The 14,469-nt window shown below is 23.9% G+C and carries 16 protein-coding genes, 1 pseudogene and 1 other annotated feature; of the genes and pseudogenes, 1 reads left to right on the forward strand and 16 read right to left on the reverse strand.

The features are described from left to right. Positions 1-374 precede the first annotated feature (374 nt). The 4 genes from MTABA_RS02515 to MTABA_RS02530 all read right to left on the reverse strand — a co-directional run bounded on the left by MTABA_RS02515 (position 375) and on the right by MTABA_RS02530 (position 3,300). Positions 375-881 carry a hypothetical protein gene (locus tag MTABA_RS02515; protein WP_167373329.1) on the reverse strand — a complete coding sequence of 169 codons (507 nt, stop codon included), beginning with the start codon at positions 879-881 and terminating at the stop codon, positions 375-377. Positions 882-964: 83 nt separating this feature from the next. After that, positions 965-1,741 (reverse strand): ABC-2 family transporter permease, encoded by a 777-nt coding sequence (locus MTABA_RS02520; protein ID WP_100679612.1) that lies wholly within the window; start codon positions 1,739-1,741, stop codon positions 965-967. 1 nt (position 1,742) lies between these two features. Next, the gene (locus MTABA_RS02525) at positions 1,743-2,642 is read right to left on the reverse strand and encodes an ABC transporter ATP-binding protein (protein ID WP_100679613.1); all 900 of its coding nucleotides are present in this window, start codon (positions 2,640-2,642) and stop codon (positions 1,743-1,745) included. A 19-nt stretch (positions 2,643-2,661) separates the two neighbouring features. Continuing rightward, positions 2,662-3,300, reverse strand: coding sequence for a hypothetical protein (locus tag MTABA_RS02530; protein ID WP_100679614.1), 639 nt, complete (start codon positions 3,298-3,300; stop codon positions 2,662-2,664). Between the two features lie 368 nt (positions 3,301-3,668). On the opposite strand from MTABA_RS02530, the gene MTABA_RS02535 reads away from it, so the two are divergent. Then, entirely contained in the window at positions 3,669-4,541 is an 873-nt protein-coding gene (locus tag MTABA_RS02535) for an ETX/MTX2 family pore-forming toxin (RefSeq protein WP_157799985.1), read from the forward strand. A gap of 122 nt (positions 4,542-4,663) precedes the next feature. Here the strand turns inward: MTABA_RS02535 and MTABA_RS02540 are convergent, their stop codons facing one another. The 12 genes and pseudogenes from MTABA_RS02540 to MTABA_RS02590 form a co-directional block, all read right to left on the reverse strand. Next, a complete protein-coding gene (locus tag MTABA_RS02540) occupies positions 4,664-6,016 on the reverse strand; it encodes a M20 family metallopeptidase (RefSeq protein WP_100679616.1) in 1,353 nt (450 codons plus the stop codon). Positions 6,017-6,035: 19 nt separating this feature from the next. After that, a pseudogene (locus MTABA_RS04025) lies at positions 6,036-6,233 on the reverse strand (DnaJ domain-containing protein); the annotation flags it as partial. Between the two features lie 789 nt (positions 6,234-7,022). After that, positions 7,023-7,310 carry a 50S ribosomal protein L27 gene (rpmA, locus tag MTABA_RS02550; protein WP_011183338.1) on the reverse strand — a complete coding sequence of 96 codons (288 nt, stop codon included), beginning with the start codon at positions 7,308-7,310 and terminating at the stop codon, positions 7,023-7,025. Position 7,311: 1 nt separating this feature from the next. Further along, positions 7,312-7,626, reverse strand: a complete 315-nt coding sequence (locus MTABA_RS02555) for a ribosomal-processing cysteine protease Prp (RefSeq protein WP_100679618.1) — start codon at positions 7,624-7,626, stop codon at positions 7,312-7,314. Between the two features lie 2 nt (positions 7,627-7,628). After that, positions 7,629-7,928: a 50S ribosomal protein L21 gene (gene rplU / locus MTABA_RS02560; RefSeq protein ID WP_011183340.1), complete on the reverse strand. Its 300-nt coding sequence runs from the start codon at positions 7,926-7,928 to the stop codon at positions 7,629-7,631. A 6-nt stretch (positions 7,929-7,934) separates the two neighbouring features. Beyond that, positions 7,935-8,014, reverse strand: a sequence feature (ribosomal protein L21 leader region). 76 nt (positions 8,015-8,090) lie between these two features. Further along, positions 8,091-8,483: a hypothetical protein gene (locus MTABA_RS02565; protein ID WP_100679619.1), complete on the reverse strand. Its 393-nt coding sequence runs from the start codon at positions 8,481-8,483 to the stop codon at positions 8,091-8,093. A 267-nt stretch (positions 8,484-8,750) separates the two neighbouring features. Further along, positions 8,751-9,482, reverse strand: coding sequence for a hypothetical protein (locus tag MTABA_RS02570; protein WP_100679620.1), 732 nt, complete (start codon positions 9,480-9,482; stop codon positions 8,751-8,753). A 172-nt stretch (positions 9,483-9,654) separates the two neighbouring features. Further along, positions 9,655-10,488 (reverse strand): hypothetical protein, encoded by an 834-nt coding sequence (locus MTABA_RS02575; RefSeq protein WP_100679621.1) that lies wholly within the window; start codon positions 10,486-10,488, stop codon positions 9,655-9,657. A 1-nt stretch (position 10,489) separates the two neighbouring features. Continuing rightward, a complete protein-coding gene (locus tag MTABA_RS02580) occupies positions 10,490-11,197 on the reverse strand; it encodes an ATP-binding cassette domain-containing protein (RefSeq protein WP_100679622.1) in 708 nt (235 codons plus the stop codon). Between the two features lie 94 nt (positions 11,198-11,291). Continuing rightward, positions 11,292-12,077 (reverse strand): GNAT family N-acetyltransferase, encoded by a 786-nt coding sequence (locus tag MTABA_RS02585; protein ID WP_100679623.1) that lies wholly within the window; start codon positions 12,075-12,077, stop codon positions 11,292-11,294. Between the two features lie 437 nt (positions 12,078-12,514). Continuing rightward, complete coding sequence (locus MTABA_RS03995; RefSeq protein ID WP_279627003.1) at positions 12,515-12,649, reverse strand: hypothetical protein; 135 nt, start codon at positions 12,647-12,649, stop codon at positions 12,515-12,517. A 151-nt stretch (positions 12,650-12,800) separates the two neighbouring features. Beyond that, positions 12,801-13,646 carry a lipoprotein gene (locus MTABA_RS02590; protein WP_100679624.1) on the reverse strand — a complete coding sequence of 282 codons (846 nt, stop codon included), beginning with the start codon at positions 13,644-13,646 and terminating at the stop codon, positions 12,801-12,803. Positions 13,647-14,469: the final 823 nt, after the last annotated feature.

Genomic DNA, 14,469 nt, shown 5'->3' on the forward strand with positions numbered 1-14,469 from the left:
AAAGCATTTATAATATTTTTTATGTACTCTTTTTTAATTTCTGACTCTTATGTTTTTAATCAGCAAAGAAAAACAATATTTTTAAATTGTTTTAGTAGTTGCAAATTGAAAGCAGCAGACAATGTATTTTACGCATTAAAAACATTATCTACATCTTTTTAAATTTGTTCAAAATATAATTTTAATATAATATTCTTATAGTTTAATAATTCAATCATTTTAAGATTTTAGCCCTTTTTAAAAACCTGCACCATTCTATAAAATAAAAGTTTTTGATATCTTCATATAGTCTATTTATCAATATTCTTAAACCTATTAAAAAAAATAATTTGTCAACCTTATTTATTTTTCCTATTTTAATCAACTTTTTTTAATTAATTTTCAGTCAGTTCTTTTACTTTTACTTTATTAATATAATTACTTACATAATCTTTAAATTCTTCATCAGTCATTTCTTCTTTCATATTCATATTAGCATTACAAATATTTTTACCTGAATATAATATGTTTAAAATTGCTATAATAGTCAAAAGCACTCATACACCATATAACCCTCAACCAATATATAAATCTAAATTATGAATTGGAAATAAGTCAGCAACAATAATAGGAGTTAAATTTAATTGAATCATCATAAAAAAGATTCCAAATATTAATGAAATAAATAAAGCTCAGTTTAATTTTAAATAACGATCTTTTCTTTCATTCTTTACATATTCTAAGTAAACTGTTTGTTTTTCAGTTAAATTTTTCATTTTTCAATGACGATTAAGACTAGAAAATATTAATAAAATTATTCAAATAATAAAAACAGCTATAATAGTCCATAAAAATGAAAACATATTTGCTCCTCAGATTGATAAACCTGATGCTAGTAACATTGAAAAATCACCTCTTAATTATGATTATACAAACTTAATATAAATAAAATAAAAAACCGAACAAATTAATTCGGTTTTAAAAATTATAATAATAAATCTTTTGATTTAAATACATATGAGGAAGCTACAAATAGACCTGCTCCTATAATAAGCATTGCTAAATACTGACCTATTCATTTATCTGCAGAAGCCAAAATATATTTACCATTTTCAAATTCAAAAACATTTGTTCTGTTATATAAACTGTTTAAAGTTAAATATTTTAATGAATCTAATGCATCTACGCTTGAAGACAACATTGAAACAATAAAAAACAAAATTGGTAAACCTGCTCCAACAACATATGATCATATAGCTTTATTAAAATAAGTTGAAGCTAAAAAAGTTATTCCACAAATCATAAATAACAGTAAAAACATACCAGCTAATGAAGTTATGTAAGCTCCAAGTGTTATATCTATTTTATTAGCATTAATTGATATTACTGGTATTGTCAAAATTAGGTTTAAAATAAATCCAATAAATAGACTTAAGCCCATAAAAATAATTTTGGTATTAATAATTGTTGTTCTTTTCAATGGAGAAGCAACAACATAAGTTATTCTCCCTGTTTGAACCTCTCCAACCATGATTTTGTTTGAAGCAATAATCACAAAAATTAATGGTATTTCAAAGCCTATTGAAGTGAAAACAGCTAATTGTAAAAGGTTTGCAATTGGAGGCAATTCTTCTACACCTTCAAACTGGTTAATTGTTAAAGGCACAATTAAATTAACGAATATAGCAGGCATTATTATTAATATAAGTCAAAGAATAAAATTTGATTTAAAATGTTGCTTAATGATTGCCTTGTTTATCATACTATTCACCATCCTTTTTAAACTTATAGAAATCCATAAAGTATTCTTCTAATGTAAAAGGTATTTCCTTGAATATTTTTGTATCAAACTTAGAAATTATTTGCATTAATTTTTTTATTTGATTTTGTTTTAAATGAATAATTACTTTTTTATTTTCAATCGTTTCTATTTTTTTATATTCATTAGTAAATAATTTTAAATCAGTTTTATTTTTAAAAACTATTTCAAATTTTTTATTTTCATTATATTTAATTTCATCCATATCAATATTTGAAACAATTCTTCCATTTTTTACAATCGCTACTCTGTCACATGTTTTTTCAATTTCTTGAAAAATATGAGAACTCAAAATAACAGTTCTTCCTTCTGCCTTAACCTCTTTAATTAAACTAATGAATTTTTGCTGCATTAATGGATCTAAACCTGATGTTGGTTCATCAAGTATTAATATTTTTGGTTTATGCATAAATGCACAAATTAAACTAACTTTTTGTTTCATTCCCTTTGACATTCTTTTAATTTTGACTTTTGGATCAAATTCTCAGAATTCAATTAGCTCTTCTACATATTTTCAATCTTTTAGTTTTCTAATTTCAAATATATATTTTATGAATTCTATTCCAGTCATAAATTCTGGCATTGAAATTTCTCCAGGAACATAACCCAAGATAGAGTTAACTTTATCTGCATCTTTTCATGCATTAATTCCATCAACTATAATTTTTCCTTTTTGTGGTTTCATAAAACCAAGAATGTGCCTAATAGTTGTTGATTTACCAGCTCCGTTTGGACCTAAATAACCAAAAACTTCTCCTTCTCTTATAGAAAGATTAATGTCATATATTCCATGACCATTTTTAAATTCTTTTGTTAAATTATTTATTTTAATTAATTCTTTCATTTTTTTCCTCCTTGTTTAATTAAACTAATAAAAGTTTTTTTGTAGGTGGATTTACGCTCATGTGATTACTAATTAATAAAATTTTGTTTAAAAAGAGCTGTAGCATTAATTGAAACTTAAATATAAATGCTTTAATTCTATAAAATGATTTTGAAATTATTTTAATTATTAAGTTAATGTAATTTTTAATAAAATCTTTTAAACTAACAAATAATTTATCAAAAATAAATTTAAATTCATAGTTTTTAACTAATTTGATAGTACTTACATTGAAGAAAAATATAACGAAGAAAAATATACTTGAAATAAATGAAATTGAAAATATAAAATTGTTTCAATATAAAGCAGTAAATTGATTAATATTTTTATGAACGATAATTTGAATTAATTCATGTATGTATAATGATGTTCATAGAATTCTAATTAATGTATCCATTAAACTAAAATGCAATTTTTCACTATTATAAATAGACTTAAAAGATTTAATCATATTAACAAAAAAGAAAATTGCTAAATTTGCTGAAAATAAAGCATAGAAAAAATCAGTAAAGAATAACCTTAAAGAAATAGAGAATATAAAAAATAAAATATACAAAACATAAAATATAAACTTTCAAGTAGATATTTCTGCTTTAAAATCTTTTAATATTTTTTTCATATTAGATTTATAATAGCATAAAAAAAATATAATTATTCTTATCAAATTTTTTATTGATAAATTGCTAACATTTAAAACATTTGCTATTTAAATTTATTCATTGTTTTTAATTATATTTAGCTAAATATAATTCATAAAAATAAAATTTTACTTTTTTTAAAATAAGAATATAATGAAATTAAGGAGATAAAAAAGTGGATTGGTTGGGTGGGCAAAGCGTATATTAGAATCTACTTATGATAAGTAGATTTAAAATAAAATTTCATTCAGCATATATTTTTCAAATTTTATAAATGTCTATTAATAGCTATTAGTACTATGTTTATGTTTTTTGAAAAAATATTTTGCAAAGAAAAGAGATGATATATATGAAATTTTTATTATCCGTATTAGGCAGTTTAAATGTATTTTCAATTTCAGCAGGAGCAATAACAACGCCTGTAAATAATAACATTGCAAAAATAAGTTTAAGTGACCAAGCTAATTTTACAAATATTAATGATTATTTAAATAGTATTTTATTACTATACTATTATACAGAATACCATGATTTTGTTGAAGAAGATGGATACTTAAAAGTATGTAATGTTGACTCATTTTCAATAAGTGATCCTAAATTCCTTGAAGATCCTATTATTACAAATACACCAGCAAAATACTCTCAAAAAACATTAGTTCATTCAGAAAATGATAACTTAAAAAATGATAGCGATGAACAACAAACAATGCAGTCTGCTAGTTTTTCAAAAACTTATATTGATTCACTTGCGTACAGTACTACAAAAACAGTTGGATTAGAACTACAAGCACCAATTAAATTTTTAAATACTAAATTGAATTTTACTTTTTCTTCAAATAAAACAACAACTAATACAACGCAAACTAAATTAACTGCACCTTCTCAAGGCATCAAAGTACCTGCTCATTCAAAAATGTCAGTAACATACAACATTTATGAACAAAATAAAATATATAACGAACTAATAAGTGGTAAATTAGATCCAGATACAATGATTCAAGCTAAATTCACTAATGATATGTCTATTTGATCAGGAAACTATCGAACTTATTCAATTAATGATTCAATTGGAAAAATTATGTCTTGTTTATATGATAATAATCTAGGACCAGATGATAATAATGTTATTTATAAAAAAGGCGATGATATTTATGTTCAAACAAATGCTAAAATTCAAACAATTACAAATGAACTTGATGTAGATATTAAACCAGAAAATTAAAAATAAAGATTTAAAATGGCAATAAAACATTGTCTAATAAAAAATAAGTCATTTCAATATTGAAATGACTTTTTATTTGCTTTGTTAAAAATTGTCAATTGTCTTTAATAAATTAGTAGCTTTTATTTAGCCAACTTAGTTATTGCTTTAGCATATATTTTAATCATTTTTTGAAGCTCTTCAATAGTAGCAAACTCATTATAATCATGCATTGGTGAATCTTCTAAATTCATAACAGCACCAAAAGCAATTAAGTTAGGCATTGTTTTAGCATAAGTTCCACCACCCATTGCTTGAGGTTGGCTAACCATGTCACCAGTAATTTCTTGATAAACTTGCATAATGTTTTTAACAACTTCTCCATCTTTTGGAAAGTATACAGCGTCTTCAATTCTTTGTTTACTATGCTCTAAACCGTACTTATTAAATGCTTCTTCAATAATTGGAAAGAACTTAGCTTTAGGTTCTGATAATACAGGTATTCTAAAATTGAATGTAAACATTCCTTTTTTATCTTTAATATCAATAATTCCAATATTTTGAGTTAAATCACCTGTTTCATCAGCGATATTCTCAAAAATATTTGACATATTAAAATTCAAATGAGCTTCTTTTGCGATAAATTGAATTAAGGGATGCTTAATACCTATTTCATCCATAGCAAATGCTAGGTGAGATACAGCATTAACTCCAACATGTGGAGTAGAAGCGTGACCTGGTTTTCCTTTAACAATTAATTCATCATTATTAATTGAAGTATTAATATCTTTCATTGTATCTAATTTAGCTTTAATTTCTTCAATTCTAGGTCCTTTGTAAGAAACCTTGTCACAAATCATGTTATAAGCTTCTCCACCTTTAATTTCAAAATCACAAGGTACATTAGCAATGACATCCATATTATTAATTCATTTTTCAGCATATACACAAGGGAATAAACCATCAGGAACATAACCAGCTGATGCAATTCCATGATCAGCTACATATTTTTCCATACATTCTCATGTAGTTTCTTCACTTAGCCCAAAAATCATTCTAATTTTATAAGTATCTGATTTTCAATTATGATCTTTTAAATATTTAAGAGCATATAAATTCATCATTGTTGGACCTTTATCATCAATAGAACCACGTCCAATTAGTTTTCCATCTTTTTCAATTGGTTCAAATGGATTAGTAACTCATTCTGACATATCACCAGCAGGAACTACATCTAAATGACACAAGATTACATATAATTCTTTACCTTCACCATATTCTAAAAAACCATATTTATTAGTTTCATCACGATATGTTTGAAAACCTAATTCATTTCCTAATTTTAAAATATAGTCTAATGCATCATTAACCCCTTTTCCAAAAGGCATATTTCCAATTGGATCTGCTAATACTGATGGTATTCTAATTAATTCTTTAGTTTTTTCTAAAGCTTCTGTAAAGTATTTTTCTAATAATAATCTGTTGTTAATTTCCATAATATTCTCCTTAATTAACTTTGTTAATTGATTTTAAAAATTGATAAGCTCGGTTTATTTCAACCATTTTATCTTTTGCTTCAACTGTTTTATTTTTATCTGGATGATAAGTCATTGCCAATTTACGATATTGTTTTTTTATTTCATCACTTGATGATTTTTCACTAACACCCAGTGTTTGATAAGCTCAATTGATATCACTAAACTGATCTGACATTTTTGATTGTCTTTGTTGTTGATATGTATATTGTTGATATTGATTGTTATTTGTATATCTCTCTGATTGTTGATAAACTCCAGATTGCTTATACAATTCATTAATTAAATCATTAATTGCTTTTGTAAATCATGAATGCATTAAACTGACTTCTTTATCAATATCTAATAATGCATCTCCTTTTAAAAAATCTATTTTAGCTTTTAATATTCTAGGCACAAAACCTTGAGTAACTACTTTCATATATATATTTAAAGATTCATTGTAAAATTTCATTAAAAAGTTTCGATTTTGATAATTATCTTCTAAACCAGTCTGATCAAACGCTTTTAATAACTTCCTTTGTTCAACTAATCAAAAATTTAATATTTTTGATTGAGCATTTTTTAATTCTTCAATAACATCATTTGTTGTTGTAAACGAAAAGTTATTCTTTAATAAATATTCTTTTGTATTATTAAACTCCGAGTTGAAAGGAAACTCTTCAAAGCTTTCAAAATAATCATATTTTGATACTAAAACAGTTCTTTTAGTATTTCTCATTCATACTTTACGATTAGTGCTTAATAGCTCTTCATTTTTCCTTATTTGAACATCTGGTGATTCTATCCGATTCTTTTTGAATGTAAATAAAAACGTTATTGATCCAATAACAAATAAAGCTAGAATTATACAAAGTATAATAATTAACATTTTTACCATTTTATACCTCTTTAGTGTTTATAATATTTTAACAAAATAAACAAAAAAAATTAGTCAAGAAATTGACTAATTGATTTTTATGAATAATTATTCAGCAGGAGCAACAACTTTAACTCTTGTACGACCTTTTCCAAATTTTTCATATTTAACGATTCCTGATACTAATGCAAATAAAGTATCATCTCCACCACGTCCAACATTTTGACCTGGGTGAATTTTTGTACCTCTTTGTCTAAAGATGATTGAACCTGCGTTTGCAAATTGTCCATCAGCTTTTTTAGCTCCTAAACGTTTTGATTCTGAGTCACGACCGTTTTTAGTTGACCCTACTCCTTTTTTAGAAGCGAAGAATTGTAAATTTAATATAAAACGCATATTAGTATACCTCCATAATTTCTATAAACTGTTTGTATTGTGTTTGTATTGTTGATAATTGTATTTTTAACATTTTCAACATTATTTGTAAAGATTGATTTTGTAGATTGTTATTTGTAATAATAATCTTATTTTCTAAAACTTTTAAATCAACTTCTTTTAAAAAGTGAATGTCTAAAGCATTTAATGCTCCAAACATAATTCCTGAAACAGCTGCGCATACAAGATCTTGTCCGTAAGGTCCAGATTCAGCATGCCCTAATATTTCGAATTGTTTTAACAATTCACCTTCATTTTTAATTTTGACTTTAATCATAATTAAGCTTCAATTTTTTCAATTTTTACTTTTGTATATGGTTGTCTGTGACCATAAACTTTATTAACGTTTTTCTTAGGGTGGTATCTAACTACACGAATTTTTTTACCTTTACCTTGTTTAACGATTGTACCAGTAACTTTAGCACCTTGTACTAATGGGCTACCAAATTTTCCATCAACCATTAAAACCTCTTCGAAAGTAACTTCAGTGTTTAATTCACCTTCTAATTTTTCGATAAAGATTTCCATTCCAGCTTCAACTTTAATTTGTTTTCCACCTGTTTTTATAATTGCGAACATATTTATCCTCCAGTCTAGACTCGCCTTCATACGTGAGATATAAATCTGCTTATGTACGTATTGGTTAAGAGCGGTTGAAACTTGATTTCAACATTTAAATGATACTACAAACCAATTTATAATTCAACTAAAGCGTTAACAACTTAATTTATTTACCAATTTTTAACCAAAATACTTATTAAAAACTATTTCTTTAACCACATTAGCATCTAAACTAGTGTTAACAGGCTGTGATAATTCTAAATTACTATTTTGATTAATTAGACTATTATCAAATGATCTCATAGTTTCTAATTTAACAATATTTTCTGAAATATTACTATTACCATTTAACTTAACAGACGTTGTATCATCAAATTCGAAACTTGAATTACCCATTTTAAATTTTGCTTTATCATGTCCTTTAGCAGCTTCTATATAAGCAAATGGTAACATTGCTACATCAATAATAAAATCTCCAGTTTTACCAATAATAGAACCTATTCCATTTAACAAAGCTCCTGAAGCAGCTCCACCTTTAATATCTTTTAATTCATTATCTTTCAACTTTTGCATATTTACCTCTTTTCTAATTTCATATTGTTATTACAAAATAAAATTAAAAAGCGTTCTAAAAAAGCAATTTATTAAATATTAAACGCTTTATATTTTGCACTATAAAGAACAACATAGATAATTAGTTAAAATTCTAAATTATACTTAGTTGAAAGTTTTTCTTTTTTAATATCTTTGTATTTTATTTAGCAAAATACAAATTATAATTAAAGCTTCAGCATTTCATTGTTTCATATAGTATTTATTACTATTAGCAATTTTGATAATTTAAAATACTTCTTCTTTATCATTGATTAAATACACTAATGACCCAATTCAATTAAAGATATTAATTGATAATACTGAAGTTATTATAAATAAACATTTGATGACTTTATTTTTAGTCAAAATTAATTTTCAAGCAAATATTATATTTAATAAATTAATAATAGATAAGCCAGTAAAAGCAATTAGTAAAATTAAAGTAATTTGATTAAAATTATCTATATTTAATTTTTTAATTAAATCTCTTAAAAAATCTAAGTTAATATTTTCTGGTATTTTAACTTCACCAAAATCTAAAAAATCATTAATTAATTGTTCAAATTTTTCTTCAGGTAATATTTGATTAAATAAATTTATTACATCTTCTGATTTTAATTGAATTTCTTTATTATCAACAGTAATTGTAATGCCTGTTGTATTTAATTTATTAATTATTTCATTATATATTTCTTTTGAATTTGCTTTATCTTTAACAGCTTGTATAGCATCATTAATTAATTTTTCTACATTTGTTTTTAAATCTTTTTCAAAAGAATCAACTACTGAAATAATTTTTTCTTGTTTTATGTAAGTAAAAAGTAAAAATAAAATGATTGAAAATAATATTAAACCGATGATAATTGTAGAAGAACCAAATAAGTTAAGCAGAATACCATTTTTTCTATGTTTAACTTTTCTATTAAATTTTTTTTCTTCTTTTGAAGGTTTTTCTTTTATTGTTATATTTTCTTTCATTTATATTTGTCTTCCTTAATTTAATAATTAGATTTTACTCTCTTTATTTTAATAAATGTATTTTATATAACTAATAATATGAATTTAAAATTAAATAACTTAAAAAAATAATAGTTTAACAACTTATTAAAATACTTTTCATTCAATTTTGCTAAATAAAAACTTACTATTCCTAGTAAGTTATCTTTTTGTTTATGATTGTTCATAATCAAATGAATAAACTAATTAAAGCAATATTGTATGCATATCCCACTAATATCAATCAATGATTAATATTTCATCAAATAATAGAACCAGATGAAACTGATGGAATAATTGTTATAATTCATGCTAATACTACTTTTTCACTATCCATAAATAGAATTGATCCAAAACTAAATGTAAATAATAAGTATTGAGCAATAAAAAACAAAATTATGACAATACGTTTTATAAAACCTTTTGGTAATGCTCCAAATAAAACTGATATTAATAGACCTAACATAAATCCTGATAATAGTTTTAAAACTAAAGTTGCAAAAAACTGTAAATTAATAATTTGTTTTAATGAATTATAATCACTTGCTAATGATGCTATACCAAATATAGTAACACTCATAATAATTGCAAGTAAACCTTGAATTAACAATAATATAACATTATAAATTAAAGCATAGTTTTTTATTTGATTTCTTTTTAAACCAGCAAATAAAAAGATACGATTAACTTTATTATTTATATTTTTATTTAGTGTTGCATTCAAACTTATCACTGTATTTAATAAAAGCACTGCACCAATAAACATTATTACAGTTGATGTTTTAATAAGTGTGTCAACTCCATCATTTGGTCTACTAACAATATAAGCAAATAAACTTAACATTCCGATTAAATCTAACATAAAGAATATTAAAATACCCAAACCAGAATTAATCCCACTAAAAAAGTTATATTTACAATAAATCAAAAACTTATTTTTAGTCTTTATCTTATTACTTAAGATAATTTTTTTACTTAATAAATTCATATTAAAAGTCCCCTATCTCAGTAAAATCATAAAATGACTTAAAGCTTTCTCTTAAATTTGATTTATGTTCTTTAATATCTACATCTTTAACAATAGTATTATTTTTAATGATTAATCCTCGATCACAAAATTTTTCTACTTCTTCTAAGATATGACTGCAATAAATAATAGTTATATTTTTTTCTTTTAATTTATCCATAATTTTTTCAAATAATTCTACAGCAATCGGATCTAATCCTCTTGTTGGTTCATCAAAAATTAAAATTTCTTTATCTCCTGATATTGCTAATATAATTTTTAATTTTTGCACCATGCCTGATGATAAACTACTTATTAGTGAAATGTCTTTTAAATCAAACGCCAATACCTTAGCAAACATTTCAATATTAGTATTGAACTTTTCACTATTTTCTAGTTCTTTAACATAATCAACATATTCAATAACACTTAGTTTTTTTGGAATATCTAAATTAGCTGATATATACCCAATTCTTTTTATGTCAAAATTTTTATCTGTTGATTTAATTCCATTAATAAAAACTTCACCCTTTTTTGGTAAATGAAATCCTAATAATAATTCAATAAAAGTTGTTTTACCAGCTCCATTAGGACCTACTAAACCAATTTGTTCTTTCTCAATAATAATATTTACATCCTTTAAACCTTTATTTGATGTAAACATTTTAGTTACATTTTTAAATTCAATCATATATCTTACCTTTAACCTTATTTAGATAGATTATAACTAAATATGCAAAATATATCTTTAATTGTAAAAAGACTGAATATAATTCAGTCTAATTTTATTGTTTATAAAACACTTCCATATAAGTATCTATTAGTTTGAATCCAATCTTTTCATAAACTGGTGTCCCATCTTCTGTTCCAAATAATAAAACCTCAGATTTACCAATTTTCTTTGCATAAGAGATTAAGTAAAACATTATCATCTTAGCATAACCTTTTCCTCTAGCTTCTACTAATACTGATATATCATCAATAATTGCATGTTGATCATCAAAGTAAATATTACCTGTTCCAACAAAGTTATCATTTTCATCTTTAACTAAAATCAAATGATTAACTTTGTTTTCTAAATTGTATTTATGAATAGGTAAATATTTATTTAATACAATTGTTTCTAAATCAAATGTGTTTTCAATAATATTAGTAAATGTTTCAACTTCAGTTTTAGTTTCAACTACTTTAATATGTGGGTTAGTTAAACTGTCATTAGTTTCTCAATCTTTAGTTTTTAATACCATTCCTTGATAAACATGTAATAAATCAAAATGATTGTTAATTAGAACATCATGATTCTCATTATGTTCATTATTAGAAAAATTAATTCAAGTCATTGTTTTTTGTTTTCTTGTAATTTCTCTAACTTGTTTATTATCTAATTTCAATAAGTCATTTGAAACAACTGTAATTGTATTGTCTTCCTCTTTATTAATTACACAAACATGATCAGTTTCTCAATTAAAATTTTGCTTTATATATGCTTGAATTGGATTAGCGTAGTATTTAGTAAAGTTATTAATCAAATCATTTGCATATGCATTATGCATTTTAAATTTCTTTTTCATAACATTCTCCTTTTAAAAAGATTATACCTTATAGTTTGATTTAACCAAAATTGGGTTTATAGAGAAGTTAAAATTATTTATCTATATCATATATAAGTTTTATAGTATTCAGTTTACACAATATGAGTTGCTTCTGATTTTTAATAATACTTAAAACATGTTGCACTTCCAATTTTAATTTATATAAATTTGAATAATTTATATTTTTAAAAATAAAATAAGAGACTTAAATATCTTATTTTTCTTCACAATCTTTTTCTTTATTAGAAAATGCTACTTCATCATATCTATTACATTTAAGCACACATTGTATATGATATTAATATTAGTACTCTTGAAACTACTCAAATAAATATAATTGAACATATACCTAAAACTAAGTCTAATCTTTTAATACCATTAATTAATTAATTAATTAATTAATTCATCTCTAGCTTTTATTGTTGCAAAAGTCATTGGTATAATTGAACATCACTAATAGCACAAAGGATAAATCCACCTAAAGCATTACCTCCAGCTAATCCAACTAAAAATCAAATTACTAATGGTAGTCAATTGAATGTAATAGCCATATTATAAAATTCAATTTTATTTTTACTTTATTTTATTAGTAATTTTAAGAAAAAAGTAAAAAAAATTTATATTAAAAGTCTACCTTATAAAAGTAGACTTAATTTTTTCTTTTTAAAATAAAAACTAAAATAGTTAAATTTTTATTTTTTATTAGTTTTTTACTTCAGAATCTGAAACTGTAAATTTAATTGTTTGAGTACCTGTAATTCCTGTAGCTCCACTTGCTGCTTCAACTTTAGCAGTTTTTGCTGTCTCGTCAATGCTTGTAATTTGAATTTTTCCTTTTAATGTTTCATGTTTAGCTTCAACTGCAGCTAAAATAGTTGCTGCTTGAGCATCGGCTAAATCAGCAAATTCTTCATTAGCAGTAATTACTTCATCAATTTTAATATCAGTTGTAGATGCTACAACTGTAAATTTAATTGTTTGAGTACCTGTAATTCCTGTAGCTCCACTTGCTGCTTCAACTTTAGCAGTTTTTGCTGTCTCGTCAATGCTTGTAATTTGAATTTTTCCTTTTAATGTTTCATGTTTAGCTTCAACTGCAGCTAAAATAGTTGCTGCTTGAGCATCGGCTAAATCAGCAAATTCTTCATTAGCAGTAATTACTTCATCAATTTTAATATCAGTTGTAGGTGGTGTTGTTCCTTCATCTTGAATAGCACCGTCAATGTCAAAAGTTGTTTTGTCTAATTTGTATCCGTCTTTTGCAACTGCAGTAACAGTTACATTAGTTTTTGAATCAGCTTTAAATGCTGCTGTTAAAGATTTAATTCCTTTTAAAGTTTCATCTTTAGTATCTTTTAATTTAGCAGCTAATGCTGTATTAACTGCAGCTAGATCTTTTAATTCTTTAATTTCACCAACTGCTTTTTCAACGTTAGCAATTGTAATTGCTTTGTTTTCTTCTTTGTCTTTTGTTCCACATGAAACAGCAACTGAAGCTCCTGTAGCTGTTAAACCAACAGCTCCTAATATTGATAATAATTTTTTCATTATGTATCCCCTTTTCTTATTAAATATTAAAAGCAAGAAAAATCTTACCTTGCATAAATTATAAAACTATAAGTGAACAATTTGTTGGCTTTGGAATAAAAAAAAAAAAAAAAAAGCAAAATTTTGGAAAATATTCTCAAAATTTTGCTTTTTTATCTTTTTGGTTAATAAAATTGATATTTTTTACAACTATATAATTGATAGGATATATCGCTTTTGTTTAATATTATAAATCAAGTTATTGTTATAAACCAATCATAAATGATGCAATGAAAATCATATAAAGAAAATTATTACTAAATATAGTACATATAGAATAATAGAATTACCTATAAATAGATTTTGAAAATCTACAAATGGGTAAGGATATCTTCCTGTCTTATTATTTCCACTATGTAAATATAACTCTCCTCTAATATATACATACGCTAAATAACTAGCTGCATAGATAAATACAATGTATATATCCCATTTCTTATAAAAGTTATAAGCATATCTTTCATTTCCCATACTAAATTGGTAAATGATAAATAATAGAATTGGACAAATCATATGTGTTACTATGGTACATATAATTTGATTAGTACCATAGTTAGCTATGCTATCTTCACCAGATTTAATATAATATACAACTCCCATTCAAAAGATTAAAAAGACTAACATATTTAAATTCATAATTACCATTTTAAATCGATCATTTATTATTCCATACTTTTGTTTTTTATCAAAGTTAATAATGTAAATAATTAACCACACTATTGTCATAATATTAACTTGCACTGAAAAGAAACTCATTAAAATATCATAATTAGTAAAAGCATTT

Origin of the sequence: Mesoplasma tabanidae, assembly GCF_002804025.1 — a bacterium.
Taxonomy (GTDB): domain Bacteria; phylum Bacillota_I; class Bacilli_A; order Mycoplasmatales; family Mycoplasmataceae; genus Mesoplasma; species Mesoplasma tabanidae.